The 20,485-nt window shown below is 69.6% G+C and carries 16 protein-coding genes; 9 read left to right on the top strand and 7 right to left on the bottom strand.

The genetic code is table 11. The annotated features are described in order from the left end of the window. Positions 1 to 86: 86 nt before the first annotated feature. The 4 genes from OH146_RS07035 (at position 87) to OH146_RS07020 (ending at position 9,309) form a co-directional block, all read left to right on the top strand. On the top strand, positions 87 to 6,029 hold the full coding sequence (locus tag OH146_RS07035) for a putative Ig domain-containing protein (RefSeq protein ID WP_265158856.1): 5,943 nt from the start codon (positions 87 to 89) through the stop codon (positions 6,027 to 6,029). 47 nt (positions 6,030 to 6,076) lie between these two features. Continuing rightward, entirely contained in the window at positions 6,077 to 6,559 is a 483-nt protein-coding gene (locus tag OH146_RS07030; protein ID WP_265158854.1) for a Fur family transcriptional regulator, read from the top strand. Next, a complete protein-coding gene (locus OH146_RS07025; protein WP_265158852.1) occupies positions 6,556 to 8,034 on the top strand; it encodes a catalase in 1,479 nt (492 codons plus the stop codon). Before OH146_RS07030 ends, OH146_RS07025 begins: the two co-directional genes overlap by 4 nt. Positions 8,035 to 8,151: 117 nt before the next feature. Then, the gene (locus OH146_RS07020) at positions 8,152 to 9,309 is read left to right on the top strand and encodes an AI-2E family transporter (protein ID WP_265158850.1); all 1,158 of its coding nucleotides are present in this window, start codon (positions 8,152 to 8,154) and stop codon (positions 9,307 to 9,309) included. On the opposite strand, the gene OH146_RS07015 is transcribed toward OH146_RS07020, so the two are convergent. From OH146_RS07015 to purD, 4 genes are all read right to left on the bottom strand, one after another. Further along, a complete protein-coding gene (locus OH146_RS07015; protein WP_265158848.1) occupies positions 9,306 to 10,169 on the bottom strand; it encodes a VOC family protein in 864 nt (287 codons plus the stop codon). The genes OH146_RS07020 and OH146_RS07015 overlap by 4 nt on opposite strands. 65 nt (positions 10,170 to 10,234) lie before the next feature. Next, complete coding sequence (locus tag OH146_RS07010; RefSeq protein WP_265158846.1) at positions 10,235 to 10,705, bottom strand: GNAT family N-acetyltransferase; 471 nt, start codon at positions 10,703 to 10,705, stop codon at positions 10,235 to 10,237. After that, on the bottom strand, positions 10,702 to 11,556 hold the full coding sequence (locus OH146_RS07005; protein ID WP_265158844.1) for a phosphoribosylaminoimidazolesuccinocarboxamide synthase: 855 nt from the start codon (positions 11,554 to 11,556) through the stop codon (positions 10,702 to 10,704). The genes OH146_RS07010 and OH146_RS07005 overlap by 4 nt, the downstream gene beginning before the upstream one ends. Further along, complete coding sequence (gene purD / locus OH146_RS07000; RefSeq protein WP_265158842.1) at positions 11,553 to 12,806, bottom strand: phosphoribosylamine--glycine ligase; 1,254 nt, start codon at positions 12,804 to 12,806, stop codon at positions 11,553 to 11,555. Before purD ends, OH146_RS07005 begins: the two co-directional genes overlap by 4 nt. A gap of 63 nt (positions 12,807 to 12,869) precedes the next feature. Here purD and OH146_RS06995 point away from each other — a divergent pair, with 63 nt between their 5' ends. Together OH146_RS06995 and OH146_RS06990 are read left to right on the top strand one after the other, a co-directional pair. Further along, positions 12,870 to 13,274: a sterol carrier family protein gene (locus OH146_RS06995; protein WP_265158840.1), complete on the top strand. Its 405-nt coding sequence runs from the start codon at positions 12,870 to 12,872 to the stop codon at positions 13,272 to 13,274. A 186-nt stretch (positions 13,275 to 13,460) separates the two neighbouring features. Then, positions 13,461 to 13,778, top strand: a complete 318-nt coding sequence (locus OH146_RS06990; RefSeq protein ID WP_265158838.1) for a potassium transporter Trk — start codon at positions 13,461 to 13,463, stop codon at positions 13,776 to 13,778. On the opposite strand, the gene purF is transcribed toward OH146_RS06990, so the two are convergent. Then, positions 13,771 to 15,228 (bottom strand): amidophosphoribosyltransferase, encoded by a 1,458-nt coding sequence (gene purF, locus OH146_RS06985; protein WP_265158836.1) that lies wholly within the window; start codon positions 15,226 to 15,228, stop codon positions 13,771 to 13,773. The genes OH146_RS06990 and purF overlap by 8 nt on opposite strands. Before the next feature lie 90 nt (positions 15,229 to 15,318). Between purF and purM the strand changes: the two genes are divergently transcribed. Continuing rightward, a complete protein-coding gene (gene purM / locus OH146_RS06980; RefSeq protein WP_265158834.1) occupies positions 15,319 to 16,413 on the top strand; it encodes a phosphoribosylformylglycinamidine cyclo-ligase in 1,095 nt (364 codons plus the stop codon). Positions 16,414 to 16,461: 48 nt separating this feature from the next. On the opposite strand, the gene OH146_RS06975 is transcribed toward purM, so the two are convergent. Further along, on the bottom strand, positions 16,462 to 16,656 hold the full coding sequence (locus tag OH146_RS06975; RefSeq protein ID WP_265158832.1) for a DUF3073 domain-containing protein: 195 nt from the start codon (positions 16,654 to 16,656) through the stop codon (positions 16,462 to 16,464). Between the two features lie 165 nt (positions 16,657 to 16,821). Here OH146_RS06975 and OH146_RS06970 point away from each other — a divergent pair, with 165 nt between their 5' ends. Next, positions 16,822 to 17,919 (top strand): NAD(P)-binding domain-containing protein, encoded by a 1,098-nt coding sequence (locus OH146_RS06970; protein ID WP_265158830.1) that lies wholly within the window; start codon positions 16,822 to 16,824, stop codon positions 17,917 to 17,919. A gap of 101 nt (positions 17,920 to 18,020) precedes the next feature. Then, positions 18,021 to 19,214, top strand: a complete 1,194-nt coding sequence (locus OH146_RS06965; protein WP_265158828.1) for a glycosyltransferase — start codon at positions 18,021 to 18,023, stop codon at positions 19,212 to 19,214. A 25-nt stretch (positions 19,215 to 19,239) separates the two neighbouring features. Here the strand turns inward: OH146_RS06965 and OH146_RS06960 are convergent, their stop codons facing one another. Beyond that, entirely contained in the window at positions 19,240 to 20,484 is a 1,245-nt protein-coding gene (locus OH146_RS06960; protein ID WP_265158827.1) for an acyl-CoA dehydrogenase family protein, read from the bottom strand. Position 20,485 lies beyond the last annotated feature (1 nt).

The raw sequence follows: 20,485 nt of genomic DNA, 5'->3' as shown, positions 1-20,485 counted from the left end.
TGTGGCGAGACCCGCTCGCCCTTCACACCGATACGTGGCCCGAACTCGATTACGGTGACACGTCGGCATGCTCTTGGGGGAGTGACATGCGTGCGTTCGTGCGGCGGATGACAGCGGCCGGAGTCGCCTTCGCGCTCGTGGTACTCGGCGTTATCTCGATGCCTCCCGCGGCTCATGCCGCGACCCTCCTGCAGGTGACCTCCACGGCCGACAGCGACGCCAACGGTGCCTGCGCGTCGCCGGCCGTCGTCGAGACCGCGACGCCCGTCACGCTGCGCAACGCCCTCTGCGTCGCCAACAACGTCGGCGGGGCCGCGACCATCACGGTGCCCGCGGGCGTCATCGAGCTCACCCTCGGAGCGCTCGAGGTCGGCACCCAAACCGGCGCCGACATCACCATCACGGGCGCGGGCCCGTCCACTGTCATCGACGGCAACGGCGCGCAGGCGCTCGTGCTTGACCCCACCCTCATCGGCGGCGTCGCAGTGACGCTCGACAGCCTCACGGTGCGCGGGGGCAGCGACAGCGTGTACGGCGGCGGAGCTGTCATCGGCGGATCCGGCTACGGCCCTACCGCGGACAGCCTGCTCGTGCGCAATGTGACCTTCACCGGCAACAGCTCCAACGTCACAGGCGCGGCCACCTACACGGTGGGCGGAGCCATCCAGTTCATCGGCGGCAGCCTCACGATCGAAGACTCACTCTTCGAGGGCAACAGTTCTGGCTCCGCGAGCGGTGGCGCGGTTGCCTACCAGGCGACAGGCGCCACGGCGGGCGAGGCACTCAGCGTCACGAGCAGCATCTTCCGCAACAACGAGACGGGTGCCTCCTCCGTGCAGAACGGCGGTTCCGCGCTTCTCATCGACGACATTTCGCAGGGTGGCGCCGCACTGAGCATCCACGACAGCCTCTTCGAGGGCAACCGCTCGGCGGGCCCCGGCGCCGTCTGGGTCCGGGGTGGCACCATCGAGGTGCTGCGCTCGACCTTCCTCGACAACACGGGCGCGGGCGCGGCATCCGCCATCCACGCCGGAGCCGACGTCGCACTGACCCTCCACGACAGCCGGCTCGTCGGCAACACGGGCGCCTCCACTGTCGCGGCGAGCGCCGGCTCCGACGCCTCCGACAACTGGTGGGGCTGCCCCACAGGATCAAACACGGCCGGATGCGCCGTGGTCGACGCCCCCGCCGGGGTCGCGAGCCCGTGGCTCACCCTCACGGCAGCGGTCGACCCCGAGGACATCCCCTTCGGCGGCACAAGCGCCGCCATCGCGGCGGGGCTCCTCGTCAACTCTGACGGCGAGGCGGTCGCCCCCGAGAGGCTCACCGCCTTCGCCGGACTGCCCGTGACGTGGGGCACGGCACAGCCTGCGCCCGCCACGCTGAGCGATGCGACCGTCGCGCTGGCGGCGGGCGAGACATCCGCCACATTCGTCGCCAATGGTGCGCGGGGTGCCGGTTCCGTGACGCTACAGCTCGACCACGGCTCGATCACGATTCCGGTCGGCATGCTCTACCCGCCGAGCTTCACGAGCGAGGAGACGGCCGAGTTCACGGTCGGCACGGAGGGCAGCTTCACGGTGACCACCGACGCCTACCGAGCCGCGACCGTGACGGTCGACTCCGGCCTGCCGGTCGGCCTAGGCCTGACGGCGGAGGCCGATGGCACAGCGGTGATCTCCGGCACCCCCGCGGATGGCGAGGGCGGCAGGCACCAGGTCGAGCTGACAGCCGACAATTCAGTCGGCACGGCGGCGCAGCAGACCCTCGAGCTCACGGTGCTCGAGGCGCCCGAGTTCACGAGCGGCGCGGCGATCGACACGACGCTCGGGTCGGCGATCAGCTACACCGTGACGACTAATGGCTACCCCGACGCCACCCTCAGCGCAACGGGCCTGCCCGCCGGCATCGAGTTCACGGACAACGGTGACGGCACGGGCACGCTGAGCGGCCAGGTGTCGGGTGCCGGCAACGGCGGTCTCTACGCCGTCGTCGTCACTGCCGAGAACGGGGTGGGTGCCGAACTCGAGCAGAGCATCGCGCTGACTGTGCGCGAGGCTCCCTCCATCGTCACCGCGCCGCTCGACCAGAAGGTCAGGGCCGGGGCGACCGCAAGCTTCGTTGTCGAGGCCCTCGGCTATCCCGTACCCGACGCGCAGTGGCACCGCTCGAGCGACGGCGGCGAGACCTACACGCTGATTCCGGATGCCACCTCCCTCAGCTACTCGGAGGTGACGACGCCCGAGCAGGCCGGCGTCGACACCCTCTTCCGCGTGACGCTCAGCAACGGCACCGGTTCTCCCGTCAGCGCGACGGCGGAGCTTGTGGTCGGAACCGCGCCGGCCTTCACCTCGCCCGCCGCGACCGAGTTCGAGGCGGGTGAGGCAGGCAGCTTTGTTGTGACGACGGAGAGCATCCCCGTCTCGGCGCTGTCCCTCGTCGGGGCGCCCGCCTGGCTCGGCCTCGAGGATCGCGGCGACGGTACGGCCCTCCTGAGCGGCACCGCGCCCGTGCGCAGCGGCGGCGAATACAGCTTCTCGATCCTCGCGGGCAACACCTTTGAGCCGGACGCCTCCCAGGTCTTCACCCTTACCGTGGCCGAGGCGCCCCTCTTCGAAGCGACTGACAGCATCCAGGTGGTCTCGGGCCAGACGCTTGCGCTGGCTGTCGCGCCCGACTTCGCCGGCTACCCGGGCGTGCCGACCCTCACGGCGGCGGGCGCACTGCCCGCCGGCCTCACGCTCGTGGACCTGGGGGATGGCACGGCCGAGCTCCGCGGCACCCTGAGCGGCGGCGAGTACGAGGTCTCCATCACGGCGACGAACTCGGTCGGCGCCAGCACGCAGGTGTTGACGATCGAGGCCCGGGCGGTGCCAGTGGTGACGGACCAGCCCGAGTCGGCGCGGGTGATCGCGGGCACGACGGCGACGTTCACGGCGGCCGCCAGCGGTTATCCTGCCCCCTCCGTGCAGTGGCAGTCGTCCTCCGACGGCGGCACGGTCTTCGCCGACATCCCGGGTGCCACGGAGACCGAGCTGACCGTCACCACGAGGCAGGATGACAACGCGCTCGTGTACCGCGCCGTGTTCACGAACGTCGCCGGCGCCGCCGTGACGGAGCATGCGCTGCTCACGGTCGGCACGCCAGCCGCGTTCACGAGTGGAACCACCGCGAGTTTCACGGTGGGCACGGAGGGCAGCCACAACCTGACGAGCTCGGGCACGCCCGCGGGCACCTTCACGCTCGTGAGCGCCCCGTCTTGGCTCCAGCTCGTCGACAACGGCGACGGCACCGCCGAGCTCGTCGGAACGCCGACGGCAGGCAGCGGGGGAGAGCGCACCGCCGTCGTCACCCTCTCCAATGGCTTCGGCGCAGAGGCGCAGCAGACCGTGACGCTTGCGGTCGGTGAGGCCGCGACGTTCACGAGCGCAGCGGATGCCACGGCCTCCGTCGGCGTTCCCGCCGACTTCACCATCACGACCGAGGGTGGCTTCCCCACCCCGACCCTGAGCCTCTCCGGCACCCTTCCCGCGGGACTCTCCTTCGAAACGGTCGACGGCTCGGGCGCTGCCCGCATCGCGGGAACCCCCGAGGTCTCCTCCGGTGGTCTCTACCCGCTCGTCATCACGGCCAGCTCGGGCGACAACGACTCCAGCCAGGTGTTCTCGCTCACGGTGACCGAGGCGCCCGCCGTCACTGTCGAGCCGGTGGATGCCCGGGGTGACGCCGGCACGGAGCTCAGCTTCGTCGCGGCCGCGAGCGGCTACCCCACCCCGCAGGTGCAGTGGCAGTCGTCGGCCGATGACGGCGAGACCTTCGCGGATCTGCCGGGTGAGACATCCGCGACCCTCGCCATGACGGCGGCGCAGTCCGACGACGGCAACCTCTACCGGGCCCGGTTCAGCAATGTGGCGGGTTCCGTCGTGAGTGCTGCCGCGCGAGTGACGATCGGCACGGGCCCGCAGTTCACGAGCGCACCGACAGCGACTGTGCTCGTCGGCGAGGAGAGCACCTTCGCGGTGACGACTTCGGCGGAACCGACGGCAAGCATCACGGTCTCGGGCGAACTGCCCGCCTGGCTCAGCGTCACACCCGATGGGGCGGGCGGCGCGACCATCACGGCGGCGTCTCCTGCCGGTTCGGGCGGCACCTACACGATCGACTTCACGGCGAGCAACGGTTTCGGTTCCGATGCCCTGCAGCGCTTTGTGCTGACGGTTGCTGAGGCGCCCGCCGCTCCCGCGACCGCCTCGCACAGCTTCCTCGTGGGCGCCGCCGACTCTGTCACGGTCGCCACGACGGCGGGCTTCCCCGTTCCCGCCCTCAGGGTCGTCGGTGCGCTGCCCGACGGCCTGAGCTTCACGGACCACGGGGATGGCACGGGCTCCGTGTCGGGAACACCCAGCGCGGCAGCCGCCGGTGCCGCGAGCATCACTGTCCTGGCCGAGAACGGCGTGGGCGACCCCGCCGAGCTTCTGCTCTCGCTCACGGTCAACCGCACCGTCGAGGTGACGGGTGACCCTGTCGCGGCGCGCGTCGTCGCGGGGGCGACGGCGAGCTTCTCTGCGACAGCGGTCGGCTACCCGGCGCCGACGGTGCAGTGGCAGCGTTCGGTCGATGATGGCGCAACGTGGGGCGACATCGCGGGCGCGACCGCGTCCGTGCTCTCCTTCACGGCCGGGCAGGGCGACGATGGCGACCTTGTGCGTGCCGTCTTCTCCGGTGTCGGCGTGGCCACGACCTCGGCCGCCCGTCTCACGGTGGGCACGCCTCCCGTCGTGACGAGCGGTGATTTCCTGCGAGTTGCGGCGGGATCCTCGGCGACCTGGACAGTGTCGGCGACGGGAACCCCCGCCGCGACGCTCACGCTCGCTGGTGCTCCCGCATGGCTCGACTTCAGCGACAACGCGGACGGCTCCGGATCGCTCGTTGCGACTCCGCCCGCGGATGCTGCCGGCAGCTACACCGTGACGATCACGGCCGCCAACGGCTTCGGTGATGACTCGGTGCAGACGCTGACGATCGAGGTGACGAGCGCGCCTACGCCCGTCGGCCCCGGCGGCGCTACGGTGCGTGCCGGTGCGCCCGCCAGCATCGCCTTCGGCTCGACGGCCGGTGTCCCCACAGCGACGACCCTCGCGATAGAGGGCGAGTTGCCGAGCGGGCTGCGCTTCACGGATGAGGGCGACGGCACGGCCTCCCTCTCCGGCACAGCGCTCTCCGGCACGGGCGGCGTCTACGACCTCACGATCGTCGCGAGCAACGCGGCCGGCCATGAGGGTCGTCTGTCGTTCGAGCTGACAGTCACGGATGTCGCGACCTTCACGAGCTCGGAGGCCGTCGAGTTCGAGCGGGGCATCACGACGGAGTTCGCCGTCACGACGACGGGCGCGTTCCCCGGCCCCGCCACCCTGACGGCGAGTGGACTGCCGAGCGGCCTCTCGTTCTCCGACCTCGGCGACGGCACGGCGATGATCTCGGGCGCCCTCCTCGACGAGCCGGGCGAGTCGTTCACGGTGACCCTGCGCGCCGAGAACCCGACCGCGGTGAGCGAGCAGGAGCTCACGATCACGACTGTCGCGGTGGACCCGCTTGAGCTCCCGGCCCTGCTTCCCTTTGCGACGGGCGGCCTCCAGGGGGTGCCCTCTTCCGTGACCTCCGGTGCGGAACTGGTGATCTCGGGCACGGGCTTTGCGTCCTTCTCGCCCATCACGCTCGGTATGTACTCGACGCCCGTGCCACTGGGCGTCGTGACGGCGGATGCCGCGGGGGCCTTCTCCGCCCGCATCAGCCTGCCGGCCGGGGTGACGGGAAGCCATCACATCGTTGCGCTCGGCGTCTCGGGTGGGGGCACGCAGCACGCCCTCGTCGAAGAGCTCTCGATTGCGGCGGTCTCGGCGGTGCCGGGCGGCAGCGGCCTGCAGGTGACGGGCACGGACTCGGCCGGGCTCGGCTCGGCCGCGGGTGCCGCTCTGCTTCTCGCGGGGCTCGTGCTCGTGGGCGTGGTGCGCCGGTCGCGGAGGACGTGAGCGCGGTCCTTGTCTTGAATGATTCAAGATAAGGATAGGATGGTGTCATGCCCCTGCACCGTGTGAAGCCCGACGAGCACGACCTCGCCGCGCAGATCCGCGGTGCCGGCCTCAAGGTCACCGAGCCGCGGATCGCTGCCATGCATGCTCTCGAGCAGGCCCCCCACTCCGACGCCGAGCAGGTGTTCGGCGCAGTCAGCGAGCACCTGCCAACGACATCGCTGCAGGCCATCTACGGCGTGCTCGCCGCGCTGACGAGCGCGGGCCTCGTGCGCAAGATCGAGCCGGCGGGGTCCAACGCCCGCTATGAGCTTCAGCACGACGACAACCACCACCACGTCGTGTGCCGCGAGTGCGGCGCCGTCGCCGACATCGACTGTGCCGTAGGCCACGCCCCCTGCCTGACGCCCTCGGGCGACCACGGCTTCGCGGTCGAACAGGCTGAGGTCACCTTCTGGGGGCTTTGCCCCTCATGCCAGACCACCGTTGACACCACACCCGAATCCACCATCACGAAGGAGAATCTGTGACCAACGTCACCACAACGCAGGGCGGCGCGCCCATCCCGAGCCACTCGCACTCGCTCACGACGGGCCCCGACGGCATCACGGCCCTGCACGACCGCTTCCTCGTCGAGAAGCTTGCGTCGTTCAACCGCGAGCGCGTGCCGGAGCGCAACCCGCACGCAAAGGGCGGCGGCGCCTTCGGCGAGTTCATCGTCACGGAGGACGTCTCGAAGTACACGAAGGCCGCCGTCTTCCAGCCCGGCGCCACGAGCGAGGTCCTCTTGCGCTTCTCGTCCGTCGCGGGTGAGCAGGGCTCGCCCGACACCTGGCGCGACGTGCGCGGGTTCGCCCTCCGCTTCTACACGACCGAGGGCAACTACGACGTCGTGGGCAACAACACCCCCGTCTTCTTCCTGCGCGACGGCATGAAGTTCCCCGACTTCATCCACTCGCAGAAGCGCATGGGCGCGACCGGCCTGCGCAACGCCGACGCACAGTGGGACTTCTGGACCCTCTCGCCCGAGTCGGCCCACCAGGTCACCTACGTCATGGGCGACCGCGGTCTCTCCAAGTCGTGGCGCCACCTCAACGGCTACGGCTCGCACACCTACCAGTGGATCAACGCCGAGGGCGAGCGCTTCTGGGTCAAGTACCACTTCGAGTCGCGACAGGGTGTTGAGCTCATGGAGGCCGAGGAGGCCGAGCGCATCGCCGGTCAGGACGCCGACTACTACCGCCGCGACCTCTACGAGGCGATTGACCGCGGCGAGTACCCCACGTGGGATGTCTACGTGCAGGTCGTGCCCTACGAGGAGGCCAAGACCTACCGCTACAACATCTTCGACATGACGAAGACGATCTCCAAGAAGGACTACCCGCGCATCAAGGTCGGTCACTTTACGCTCAACCGCAATCCGCAGAACTTCTTCGCGGAGATCGAGCAGGCGGCGTTCTCACCGTCGAACCTCGTGCCCGGCATCGACATCAGCCCCGACAAGATGCTCATGGCCCGCGTGTTCGCCTACCCGGACGCGCAGCGTCACCGCATCGGCGCCAACTACAACCAGCTGCCGGTAAACCAGCCGCACGCGGCCGAGGTCAAGAACTACCAGCACGAGGGCCCCATGCGGTACCAGTTCAACACCGCCGACGTGCCCGTCTACACGCCGAACTCCTTCGGCTACCCGGATGCCACGCCTGAGGCGGCCGGTGAGGGCGGCTGGGAGACGGATGGCGAGCTCATCCGTGCCGCCCAGACGCTCCACTCGGAGGACGGCGACTTCGTGCAGGCGGGCATCCTCTACCGCGAGGTGTTCACCGAGGAGTCCAAGGCTCGCTTCCTCAAGACGCTTGTCGGCCAGTACGAGGGCCTCACCGTCCCCGCCATCAAGGACCGCTTCGTCTGGTACTGGAACTCCGTCGACGCCGACCTCGGCGCCAAGATCGTCGAGGCCGTCGGCCACGTCGCATCCGCTGACCCGGTGGGCGTGAGCGCGTAAGCGTCTCGCACCTGTAGCCCACTCGGCAACGGCCGGTCCCACTCGGGGCCGGCCGTTGTCGCATATCCGGGCGAGGCGGGGTGTCAGGAGACCCATGCACGGGGTTACCGTTGCGAAATGGGACTCTTCTCGCGAACGCCCCCGCCCGTCGACCTCAGCGTGCCCACCTCAGAACGAGCGCGGCTGAGCGACTCGCCGAAGCCCCTGTGGGCGGACTCGATGGGGAGACTCGCGAACCGCTGCGGCCAGGCCCTGCTGATCCTCACGGTGGCGAGCCTCATCGTCTACGCGGCCGTGCAACTGAAGATCGTGGTGATTCCCCTCTTCATCGCGCTCATCCTCGCCTCGGCGCTCTACCCGCTCGTGCGCTGGCTCACCGAGCACCACGTGCCTCGGCCCATCGCGACGATCGGCACGCTCCTGCTCGGGGTGGGCATCCTCGGCGGCATCATCACTCTCGTCGTGACGCAGGTTCGGGGCCAGTGGGACAATCTCTCGACCGCCGTGAGCGAGGCGATCTCGTCAATCCAGGACTTCCTGGAGTCGGGGGCGCTCCCGTTCGACACCGACCAGATCACGGAGTTGCGGGAGACCGTCGTCGACTGGCTGACGAGCGCGCAGGCCGGCTCCACGGCTCTCGCCGGCGCGAGCACGGTCGTCGAGCTCATCACAGGCATCGTGCTGACCATCGTGCTGCTCTTCTTCTTCCTTCAGGACGGGCGCCAGATCTGGACCTTCCTGATCCGCCCCCTCCGGCCCGAACGGCGCGAGCGGGCGAAGCGCGTCGGGCGTCGCGCCACCGGTGTGCTCGGAGGCTACGTGACCGGCACCGCCATCGTCGCCCTCGTCGACACCGTCTTCATCGGCCTGGCGCTGTTCATCCTCCAGGTGCCGCTCTGGTTGCCGCTCGCGCTGCTGGTCTTCATCGGTGCATTCATTCCCATCGTCGGTGCGACAGTGGCGGGCACCCTCGCCTCACTCGTCGCCCTTGTCACCAACGACTTCACAACGGCGCTCATCGTCGCGGCGGTCGTCATCCTCGTCAACCAGTTGGAGGGCAACCTCCTCGCCCCGGTTGTGCTCGGCAATGCCCTCAAGCTGCACGCACTCGTTGTGCTGCTCGCCCTGACGACAGGCACGATCCTCGGCGGCATCATCGGCACCTTCCTCGCCGTGCCGCTCGCCGCGGTCGGCTGGGCGGCGATCAAGGCGTGGAACGACCCCGACTCGACGAGACGCGAGCCCGCAGCATCCGCCCGGCGCCGCAGGGCCTAGCCTGCGACGTTCACCGTCACTCGGTTGGCCCACGGGTCGTCGAAGGATAGCGAGCGTCCGTCGTCGGTGCGCTGCACACCGCGCGCGGCGAGGCGCTCGGAGAGGGCGCCGAGATCGTCGGAGGTCGGCACCTCAATCGTGACCCGGCCGAGGCCAAGCGCGGGGGTGCGCGTGCCCGCGCCGGCACTATGCCACGTGTTCATCCCGACATGGTGGTGATAGCCACCCGCGCTCACGAAGAGAGCCTGCGTTCCGAACTCGGCGGTGACGTCGAAGCCCACCGTGTCGACGTAGAACTCCTTCGCGGTGCGGATGTCGCCAACCTTGAGGTGCACGTGCCCGATGGATGTCGCGCCGTTCGTCGGTCCGCTCACGCCGGCCTCCGTGAGGTTCTCGTGGAGGAATGCATTGGGGTCGAGGTAGACCGTGCCCATCGTGACGGAATCGCCGCGCCACTCCCACATGGAGCGATTTGTATCCCAGTACAGCTCCACCCCGTTGCCCTCGGGGTCGTCGAAGTAGAAGGCGTTGCTCACGAGGTGATCGCTGCTGCCCGTGAAGCTCTGCGGATACCGGCGCGCGACGGAGTAGACAGAGGCCGCGAGGTCGCTCTTCTCCGCGAAGAGGAAGGCCGTGTGGTAGAGGCCCGCCGCGCTGGGCGAGGCGTGTCGCAGCTCGGGAGCGAAGTCGAGCACGAGCGCGACCCGCGCACCCCGACCGAGGAGGGCACTGGCACCCTCGTTCGTGATTAGATTGAGGCCCACGCCGTCCCGGTAGAAGGCGATCATGCGGTCGAGGTCGGCGACCTTGAGGGTCACGGCGCCCATGGCGGTCTCGGGGGCGAGGAGGTCGATGCTCATGCAGTCAGCAACGCCGCGGCATCCATCACTGTTCCCGCCGGAGCCGTCGGAGCCCCCGGAGCCCGTCAGAGCGTCTTGGCGTAGCAGATGCTCGTGGCGACGCCCGCGTAGGGGCCGAAGTTCTCGATGCGGGTGTAGCCCTCCCGCTCGTAGAAGCGCTGGGCTGCGGGGAGCCGGTCGCCCGTCTCGAGCACGAGGCGGGTCACGCCGCGGTCCCGTGCGATCGCCTCGAGTGCCGAGAGCACGGCGGTCGAGACCCCTGTGCCGCGGTGGGCGGGCGTGACATACATGCGCTTGACCTCGAACTCGTCGTTCTCGATGGCGCGCAGGCCGCCGCAGCCCGCAGGCACGCCGTCGGTATAGGCGACGACGAACGCTGCCACATTGTCGGCCGTGGTCGGCTCGCTCGGGTCGGAGTCCTCGGTGCCGTAGGCGGCCGCGATCTCGGCGCGCTGAGCGGAGTGGAGCATGCTCGAGTCGGCGTGCTCGAAGGGAAGCTCGCGAACCTCGATGCCCTCGAAGTCGATGGCGGTCATGCTGTCAGCCTTTCGATCAGCTCGCGGTAGCGAGCGGCGGTGCGGTCGACGATCTCCTGCGGAAGCTGCGGAGGCTCCCCTTCACCCTGCCAGTTCGCGGCGAGCCAGTCACGCACGATCTGCTTGTCGAAGCTCGAGGCGCGGTCCCCGGACTCGTAGGCCGCGGCATCCCAATACCGGCTGCTGTCGGAGGTGAGCACCTCGTCCGCCAGGGTGATGATCCCGTCCGAGTCGATGCCGAACTCGAACTTGGTGTCGGCGAGGATGACGCCGTGCGACTCCGCGATCGCGGATGCGCGCGTGAAGATCGACACGGAAAGGTCACGCAGCGCGGTCGCGGCCGGAGCGCCGATGAGTTCGACGCTCTGTTCGAAGGTGATGTTGACGTCGTGCTCGCCCATGGGTGCCTTGAAGGCGGGGGTGTAGATCGGCTCGGGCAGGCGGTCTCCGTCGCTCAGCCCGGCGGGGAGGGCGACGCCGCACACGCTCTGCGTCGCCTGGTACTCCTTCCACCCGCTGCCCGTCAGGTAGCCGCGGACGACACACTCGACCGGGTACATCTCGAGCTCCCGCGCGATCGTCGCGCGTCCTGCCACGGGCGCGGGGATGTCGCCGGTGCCAAGGTGGTTCGGCACGTCGGCGAGGGTCTCGAACCACCAGAGGCTCAGCTCCGTGAGGAGCCTGCCCTTGCCGGGGATGCCCGGCTCGAGCACGTGATCGAAGGCGCTCACGCGGTCGGAGGCGACCACGAGCATCCGCCCGGGAAGTGCCTCGTTGCGGTACAAGTCGCGCACCTTGCCAGAGTAGAAGTGCTGCCAGCCGAAAGGCTCGAGCTCTTCCGCGCCCGTCACGCGCCCACCACCCGGAGGGCGATGTCGCTGCGGTATTGACCGCCCTCGAGGTGAATCGCGTCGATCGCGCGGTAGGCGCGCTCGCGAGCCTGGGCGAAGTCGGCTCCGCGAGCGACCACGCTCAGCACGCGCCCGCCCGACGAGACGAAGCCATCATCGGATGCTGCGGTCGCCGCATGCGCCACCGTCACCCCCTCGATCGCGAGGGCGTCGTCGATGCCCGTGATGGAGCGCCCCGTGATGGGAGTCTCGGGGTAGCCCTCGCTCGCGAGCACCACCGTGACGCACGCCTCCGGGGAGAACTCGGGTCGGGGGAGCGAACCGAGACCGCCCGTCGCGGCCGCAAGCATCAGCTGGCTCAGCGGGGTGACCAGCCGGGGCAGCACGACCTGGGTCTCCGGGTCACCGAAGCGTGCGTTGAATTCGATGACGCGGATGCCGCGTTCCGTCACGATGAGCCCGCAGTAGAGCAACCCGATGAAGGGGGTCTGCTCCTCGGCGAGCTGCCGCACGGTGGGCAGCGCGATCGTGTCGATGACCTCGTCGACGAAGGTGTCGGGCAGCCACGGCAGCGGCGAGTACGCGCCCATTCCGCCCGTGTTGGGGCCGGCATCCTCATCCAGCAGCCGCTTGTAGTCCTGCGCGGGCGAGAGGGGCAGCACGTTGTGGCCGTCGGAGAGGAGGAAGAGCGAGACCTCCTGCCCGTCGAGGAACTCCTCGATGAGCACACTGCCCTGCTGCAGGTAGAACTCGGCGTGCGCGACCGCGGCCTCGCGGTCGGCCGTCACGAGCACGCCCTTGCCCGCCGCCAGGCCGTCCGCCTTGACGACATGGGGTGCACCGTACTCGTCGAGCGCGGCGATCGCCTCGTCGATCGTGCCGGCGCGGGTGGCGCGGCCCGTGGGCACGCCCGCCGCCTCCATGATCCGCTTCGCGAAAGCCTTGCTGCCCTCCAGCTGCGCCGCCGCCTTGCCGGGCCCGAACACGGGGATGCCCGATCGGCGGATGCGGTCCGCGACGCCCTCGACGAGGGGCGCCTCCGGCCCGATCACGACGAGCTCGATGTCGTTGTCGACCGCGAAGTCGGTCACGACGGTGGGATTGGTGGGGTCGAGGTGGATGATCGCGACATCCGCAGCGATGCCTGCATTGCCGGGCGCCGCGATGATCTCATGCCCCGCGTTCTCCGCGAGCAGTGCGGTGATGATGGCGTGCTCCCGCGCGCCGGAACCGAGGACCAATATTTTCACCCTGCAAGCGTATCGGTCGGCTCACTCCCCCAGCGACGGGGTGCGCTTGTTAGCGTGGGGGGCATGGCGAAGTCACGCATTGTGCCCCAGGTCGGCGAAGCGGCCGTGCGCCGCGCACTCGCGGGTGTCGATGACCGCGAGATTGAGGCGATGGCGGCGCGCTACCTGCTGCAACTGCTGGCGGATGCTGCGCCCGGCAACACCCTCGAGGTGCGGGTTCCTCCCCATGGCGCCGTGCAGTGCGTCGAGGGGCCGAACCACACTCGCGGCACCCCGCCCAATGTGGTCGAGATGGATGCTGCGACCTGGATCGCTCTCGCGACGGGCGAGCTCTCGTGGGCTGACGCGGTCGAGGGCGCCCGGGTCTCCGCGTCGGGCTCCCGAGCGGATCTCGCAGACCTCGTGCCGCTCGCCTGGCACCGCGAGGCGCTCGCCGACACCCCGCCGACCCCGGAGCTGCCTGCCTGACTTGCAGGTTTGAGCCTTTCGCGCCGGGCAGTCGTGTTTCGTGCGCTGCGCGCAAATCGCGCGTACTTCGGGCGCTGCGCGCTAATCGAGTTGCCCACTTTGCACCCTTTCTGGCCCCCAGAAGCAGCAGAAGTGGGCAACTCGGTTCGCGTCCCGTCCGCAGGTTGAGTGCGGGAGAATGGGGGCATGAGCGAGCAGAACGAGACAGCCCCTGGTAGCAGCGCTCGGCAGGTGAGCATCCGCCGCGCCCCCAAGGTGCCGGTCTTCCTGCTGCTTGGAGCCCTCGTGGGGCTCCTCACGGCGCTCGTGCTCACGGCGGCGTTCCCCGTCGACCCGCTTGTGGGTTTCGGGGCGACCTTCGGCTACCTCTGCATCTACTTCATCCCCGCCGGCCTCGTGCTGGGCGCGCTCGTGGCGCTCATCCTCGACGCCGCCTCGAAGCGCCGGGCGCGCGACGTGACGATGGAGCGCGACACCGTGCAGGGGGAGGACGAGCTCAGCTGAGCTGGTTCTGCTCCACCCAGCGCAGGTACTCGTCGCTGACCGTGCCCGTCACGTAGTCACCGGTGAAGCAGCTCATCTCGAGCCCTGTGACATCCGAACCCTCAAGGATGGCCGCCTGCATGTCGTCGACCTCCTGGTAGATGAGGTTGTCGGCGCCGAGCTCCATGCCGATCTCGGGGATCTTGCGGCCGTGCGCGACGAGCTCGTGCCGTGACGGCATGTTGATGCCGTAGACGTGCGGGTAGCGCACAGGCGGGGCCGCTGAGGTGAAGGTGACCTTGTTGGCACCGGCCTGGCGGGCCATCTCGACGATCTCCTTGGAGGTCGTGCCTCTCACGATCGAGTCGTCGACGATGAGGATGTTCTTGCCGCGGAACTCGGTGCCCATCGCGTTGAGCTTCTGCTTGACGCTCTTCTTGCGCTGCGCCTGCCCCGGCATGATGAAGGTGCGGCCCACGTAGCGGTTCTTGTAGAAGCCCTCGCGGTATTCCACGCCGAGCTTCTGGGCGACCTGCATCGCGGCGGGCCGAGACGAGTCGGGGATGGGCATGACGACATCGATGTCGCCCATCGGGGTGTGCTTCGCGATCGTGTCGGCGAGACGGTCGCCGAGGCGCAGGCGGGCCTCGTAAACCGAGATTCCGTTCATGACCGAGTCGGGCCGCGCGAGGTAGACGTACTCGAAGGAGCACGGCACGAGGAGCGGGTTGGCGGCGCACTGGCGCGAGGTCATCGAACCGTCGAGGCCGATGAAGACCGCCTCGCCCGGCGCGATGTCGCGCACGATCTCGTAGCCGCCGCTCTCGAGCACGAGAGACTCGGATGCCACGACCCACTCCGTGCCGACGAGGCCCGCCGCGCGGCGCCCCAGCACGAGCGGGCGGATGCCGAAGGGATCCCGGAAGGCGAGCATCCCGTGCCCGGCGACGAGGGCGATCGCGGCGTAGGAGCCCTCGACGCGCTCATGCACGCGGGCGACCGCGTTGAAGAGTTGGTCGGGGTCGAGGTCGACGCCGCTGACCTGCTGCTGCAGCTCGTTCGCGAGCACGTTGACGAGCAGCTCCGTGTCGGAGGTCGTGTTGAGGTGCCGGCGGTCGATGCGGAAGAGCTCGTCCGTCAGCTCCCGCGTGTTGGTGAGGTTGCCGTTGTGCACGAGCATGATGCCGTAGGGCGCATTGACGTAGAAGGGCTGCGACTCCTGCTCGTTGGCTGCCTCACCCTTCGTCGCGTAGCGCACGTGCCCGAGGCCCATGGTGCCGAGGAGCGCCCGCATGTCGCGGGTGCGGAATGCCTCCCGCACCTGGCCCTTGGCCTTATGGATGTGGAAGGCCGAGCCTTCGGCGGTGGCGATCCCCGTCGAGTCCTGCCCGCGGTGCTGCAGGAGGAGAAGGCTGTCGTAGATGAGTTGGTTCGCAGGCTCGTTCGAAACGATGCCGACAATGCCGCACATTCGGTGCAGACTCCAGACCGTAGAGTTGATGGTGTATTCCATTCTCCCATGCCGTCCTTGGGAGCTTTGACGACCGCTGAGAAGGAACCAATGTCAGACAGCTACGCCGCTGCAGGCGTCGACACCGCTGCCGGAGACCTCGCGGTCGAACTCATGAAGGCGGCCGTTGCGCGCACGCACGGGCCCAACGTGCTCGGCGGCGTCGGCGGCTTCGCGGGGCTCTTCGACGTCTCCTTCCTCACCTCGTACAAGCGGCCCCTCCTCGCGACGTCGACCGACGGCGTCGGCACGAAAGTCGCGATCGCGCAGGCGATCGACAAGCACGACACGATCGGCCAGGACCTCGTCGGAATGGTCGTCGACGACATCATCGTCGTGGGCGCCAAGCCCATGTTCATGACCGACTACATCGCCTGCGGCAAGGTCGTGCCCGAGCGGATCGCGGCCATCGTCGAGGGCGTTGCGCGGGCGTGCGCCGAGACGGGCACGGCCCTCGTGGGCGGCGAGACGGCCGAGCATCCGGGGCTCCTCGGCATCGACGACTACGACATCGCGGGTGCCGCGGTCGGCGCGGTCGAGGCGGATGCCCTACTCGGCCCCGAAAGGGTGCAGCACGGCGACGTCGTGATCGGCATGGAGTCGTCGGGCCTGCACAGCAACGGGTACTCGCTCGTGCGTCACATTCTTGCGAGCGCCGACCTCGGCTTCACCGACCATTCGGCAGACCTCGGCGGCATCGTCGGCGAGGTGCTGCTCGAGCCGACCCGCCTGTACACGGGCCCGCTCGCGCGCCTGCTGGATGCGCAGCCTGGGGCCGTGCACGCTCTCAGCCATGTGACGGGCGGTGGCATCGCCGCGAACCTCGCGCGCGTGCTGCCGCAGGGGGCGTGGGTCGAGGTCGATCGTTCGAGCTGGTCGCCGCAGCCGGTGTTCCGCACGCTCGCCGAGCTCGGTGGGCTCTCGCTGGGCGACACCGAGGGCACGTGGAACCTGGGTGTGGGCATGTTCGCCGTCGTGAAGGCGGATGCCGCGGCATCCGTCATCGAGTTCATGAACGCCGAGGGTGTGCCCTCGTGGGTCGCCGGTGAGGTGTCGACGGCGGCGCGGGAACTCGAGGGCTTCGAGCAGGGCGCAAAGGGTGTTGACGGCGGTGCCGTGCGGCTCGTGGGAGCCTTCGCCGGCTGACGGTGGCTCCGGTGGGAGCTTCGCGGCCTCACGTGCTGCGGAGGCCTGCTACGCGGAGCGGGACTCCGGGTCTTCGCTTGCGAACTCAGGCCACTTCTGGAGGTCCTCTTCGAGTCGCTCGTTGTCCTCGCGATCAGCCGAAGTGAGCTCGCGCGCGAGCGCGTCGTAGTTGGTCTCCGGGCTGAAGTACTTCAGCTCGCGGGCGACCTTGGTGTGCTTTGCCTTCTGACGGCCGCGCCCCATTGGCTTGACCCCCTCACGATTCCTGCCCGAAGCTCGCCGACTGGGCGACCGGGATTGACCAACTAAGGACCTTTGAAAACTAACTGCCGAGTTTAGCATGGCGCGCTGTCGGCAATTCCGACCGCAACGTATGGTGCCCTCAGGGGAAGCCGATAGCCTGATGCCGTGAGCAGTGTTCCGACCCGAGCATCCGTCGTCGTGATCGGGGCAGGGCAGGCGGGGCTCTCGGTCGCGTACTACCTACAGCGGCTCGGACTCGAGGCGGGGGACGGCTTCGTCGTGCTCGACCGCGGACCCGGCAGGGGCGGCGCATGGCAGCACCGCTGGGAGGGCCTGCGGATCGGCGTCGCCCACCGCATCAACGACCTTCCTGGCCTCGACGAGCTGGGGCTGAGTTTCGACACGGCCGACCGGCAGCGCCCGGCTCGCGACGTCGTCGCCGAGTACTACGCGGCATACGAGCAGCACTATGGGCTCGGCGTCGTGCGGCCGGCCATCGTGCGCAGCGTCTTCAACCGCGGCATCGACCTCGTCGTGGAATGGGCGGATGCCACGGGGGACTCCCGCGAGATCACCACCCAGGTCGTCGTCAACGCGACGGGCACGTGGGGTTCCCCGTTCCGCCCCTGGTATCCCGGGCGCGACCTCTTCGAGGGGGAACAGGTCGACACGACCACCTACCGCGCGGCGAAGGACTTCGCGGGCAAACGCGTCGTCGTGGTCGGGGGCGGCACCTCGGCGATCGGCTTCATGCTTGAACTCGAGCACGTGGCATCCGAGCTCACGTGGGCGAGCCGGCGCGGCATCGAGTTCCGCGAGGAGGGCGAGCTGAACCTCGAAGACCGGCGGCACGCCGTCGCGATCCAGGATGCCGCGGCTCGCGAGGGGCGCGCCCTGCCGAGCATCGTGAGCGGCACGGGGGTGCCCCGCACCCGTCGCATCCAGTCGGCCGTGGACCGCGGCCTGCTCGTGCCGAAGCCCATGTTCTCGTCGATCGAGCCGAACGGCGTGCGCTGGGACGACGGAACCTTCGTGGAGGCGGACGTGCTGCTCTGGGCGACGGGATTCCGGCCCGAACTGCGCCACCTCGCGTCGCTGCGGCTGCGTGAGAAGGAGGGCGGCGTGACGGTCGGCAACGGGTCGTCGTGGAAGGACCCGCGCATCTTCTTCGCGGGTTACGGCCCGCAGGCGTCGACGATCGGCGCGAACCGGGCCGGCCGCACGATCGCGCGCCAGGTGATGCGGCAGCTCGCGGAGAGTTGAACGCGGCACGTCCCGTTGCTGAGGGGCGCGATATTCGGGTTCCCGGGGCGCCTGAAGGTGAATACGACGCCCCTCGCGCGGTCGAGGAGTAGCGTTCGGGCATGAGACTCATGCTGCTCACGGCCGGGAGCCGTGGCGACGTCGAGCCCTTCGCGGCACTGGCCCGGCACGCGGCATCCGCGGGTCATGAGGTGTTCCTTGGGGTGCCTGACAACTCGGGGGTCGAGCTACCGCCGGTCTCCCGGGTGCCGCTCGATGTCGACTTCTCGCAGCTCGTCGCCGACCAGGGCGTCTCGGCAGTCGCGGCGGCGCGGGCCTTCGGTTCCGTCATCCGTCCGGCGATGGGGCGGATGCTCGGGGCGGCGGTTCGGGCCGTGCTCGACGTGCGCCCCGACGCCGTCGTGTACCACCCGAAGCTGCTGACGGCGGCGGCCGCGGCATCCGCCGTTGGGGCCGTGCCGATCGTGGTCGAGACGGTGCCGACGCTGACGCCGAGCCGGGCGTTCCCCATGCCGGGCACGGTCTCGCGGAGCCTCGGGCCGCTCAACCGAGTCACCTATCGGGCGGGCGGCGCGGCCGCGGGGCTCTTCCGACGTGAGATCGCTGAGGCGCTGGCCCCGCTCGGGCGACCGGCGTCACCGGAGCCGTCGGCGTCGCTCATCCCCGTGAGTCCCGTGCTGCTGGAGCGGCCCGCCGACTGGCCCGCGACGACAACGATCACGGGGGCGTGGGTCGCGCCGTCGGAGGAGTCCGGAGTTGACGACGAGCTCTCCGCGTTCCTCGAAGGGGGCCCGCTCCTCTACGCGGGCTTCGGCTCGATGGCGGCGGGGGATCCCGTGGCCCGGGCGAGCGCGGTGATCGCGGCCGCCCGCGCGGCCGGGCTTCGGGCGCTCATCGCGACCGGGTGGGGCGGGCTGGAGGTGCCGCCCGGCGCTCGGGGAGACGATGTGTTCGCCGTCGAATCGGCGCCGCACGCCCGGGTGCTGCCCTCCGCCGCCGTTGCGATCCACCACGGCGGCGCGGGCACCGCCCACGCGGTCGTGCGCGCGGGGGTCCCCTCCGTCGTGGTGCCCTTCATCGCCGACCAACCGTTCTGGGCGCGCCAGCTCCACGAGCGCGGGCTCGCGGCGGCCCCCATCCCTGCGCGGCGGGTCACGGCGGAGCGACTCGCGCACGCGATCGCCGCCGCCCGCGACCTGCAACCCGCGACGACGGCTGCCGCGGAGACCATGCGACATGAGCACGGCACGGCCCGCGCGCTCGAGATCATCGAGGCAGAAGCATCCGACGCCTGAGCCCTGAACGCGTGGGCAGGGCCCCCTACGAGCGCGACGGCCCCGCGCCGATCGACCACACCCGCGGCGGGGTCGCCCCGTTCACGAGGTAATCGCCGACGATGCGCGCCTTGAACACCCACGGGTTGTGGCTTGCGGCGGTGCGCGCGTTGCGCCAGTGGCGGTCGAGGTTGCGCTTGGTGCTCACCCCGGAGGCGGCGAGAGCGTCGAAGATGTCGGATGTCGCGCGGGTCGCAAGCTCCGTCAGCACGACCTGGGCCTGCGCGGTCTCAAGCTCGGCGAGGTCGTTGCGCCGCTCATCCTCGACATCGTCACCCAGGAAGGCGCCCTCGTAGGCGAGCTGCAGTGCGCGGGCGGCGCGTTCGACGGTCGCCTCCGCGGCGTAGGCCTTCGCGCTCACCTCGCCCACGACCTGCAGGATCTGCGGGTCGGCCGCGAAGGAGTCGGCGTTGCCGTGGGAGAAGATCCGGGTGCGGCTGCGCACCTCGTGAGCGATCTCGCGCTCCGCGGCGGAGATGCTGCCCGCAAGCACGGCGAGCAGCACGGCCTGGTAGAAGGCGGTCTGGTACTTGAAGCGCGTGTCGAAGGGGATGACGTCTTCGGCCTTCACGACAGCATTCACGAAGGTGCTCGTGCCGGATCCCGTGGTCTGTTGGCCGAAACCGTCCCAGTCGTCGCCGTGCGTCACTCCGGGCTGGTGGGCGTTGACGACCGCGATGACCTTGGTGCCGTCGGGTAGCTGCGCGAAGGTGTCGATCCAGTCGGCGAAGATGCTCCCCGTCGAGTAGTACTTGGTGCCATTGACGTGCAACTCGCTCCCGTCGCCGCCCTCGATCGGCGTCACCTTGGTGATGACGTCGCCGATCTTCACGGTGCCGACCTCCGTCCACGAGTTGCCCGCGATCTCGCCCGCCACGAAACGAGCGAGCCACACATCGCGCTGGGCCCCGGATGCCACGAGCCGGTCCTCCACGAAGGCGAAGTGCCCGCGCAGCGCCTGAGGGATGTTCGAGTCTGCCGCGGCGAGCTCCGTGAGCAGCCGGAAGAGCTGCGGCAGGGACGCCCCGAAGCCGCCGTCGGCAACCGGCACGCGCAGGGCGCCGAAGCCCGCCTGCGCGAGTTCGCGGATCTCGTCGTAGGGGAGGCGGTGGTCCTGCTCCCGGGCGGAGGCGCCCTCCGCGATGCGGGCGAAGATCGGGCGGAAGCGTGACGCGAGCGTCTCGTAGTCGGGCTCGGCCGTGACATCCGTAGGTGTGCTGGTGATGGTCATG

Source organism: Homoserinimonas sedimenticola (assembly GCF_026094475.1).
Taxonomy (GTDB): domain Bacteria; phylum Actinomycetota; class Actinomycetes; order Actinomycetales; family Microbacteriaceae; genus Homoserinimonas; species Homoserinimonas sedimenticola.
The sequence above is the reverse complement of the archived record's forward strand: the minus strand, read 5'-3'. Positions and strand labels throughout refer to the sequence as shown.

Coding starts and splice junctions, on each gene's coding strand:
- OH146_RS06995 (WP_265158840.1), top strand. CDS start 12,870: ATGGCGAAGTCACGCATTGTGCCCCAGGTCGGCGAAGCGGCCGTGCGC.
- OH146_RS06960 (WP_265158827.1), bottom strand. CDS start 20,484: ATGACCATCACCAGCACACCTACGGATGTCACGGCCGAGCCCGACTAC.
- OH146_RS06965 (WP_265158828.1), top strand. CDS start 18,021: ATGAGACTCATGCTGCTCACGGCCGGGAGCCGTGGCGACGTCGAGCCC.
- OH146_RS07015 (WP_265158848.1), bottom strand. CDS start 10,169: ATGAGCATCGACCTCCTCGCCCCCGAGACCGCCATGGGCGCCGTGACC.
- OH146_RS06975 (WP_265158832.1), bottom strand. CDS start 16,656: ATGGGGCGCGGCCGTCAGAAGGCAAAGCACACCAAGGTCGCCCGCGAG.
- purF (WP_265158836.1), bottom strand. CDS start 15,228: ATGTGCGGCATTGTCGGCATCGTTTCGAACGAGCCTGCGAACCAACTC.
- OH146_RS07020 (WP_265158850.1), top strand. CDS start 8,152: ATGGGACTCTTCTCGCGAACGCCCCCGCCCGTCGACCTCAGCGTGCCC.
- OH146_RS07035 (WP_265158856.1), top strand. CDS start 87: ATGCGTGCGTTCGTGCGGCGGATGACAGCGGCCGGAGTCGCCTTCGCG.
- OH146_RS07010 (WP_265158846.1), bottom strand. CDS start 10,705: ATGACCGCCATCGACTTCGAGGGCATCGAGGTTCGCGAGCTTCCCTTC.
- purM (WP_265158834.1), top strand. CDS start 15,319: ATGTCAGACAGCTACGCCGCTGCAGGCGTCGACACCGCTGCCGGAGAC.
- OH146_RS06990 (WP_265158838.1), top strand. CDS start 13,461: ATGAGCGAGCAGAACGAGACAGCCCCTGGTAGCAGCGCTCGGCAGGTG.
- OH146_RS07030 (WP_265158854.1), top strand. CDS start 6,077: ATGCCCCTGCACCGTGTGAAGCCCGACGAGCACGACCTCGCCGCGCAG.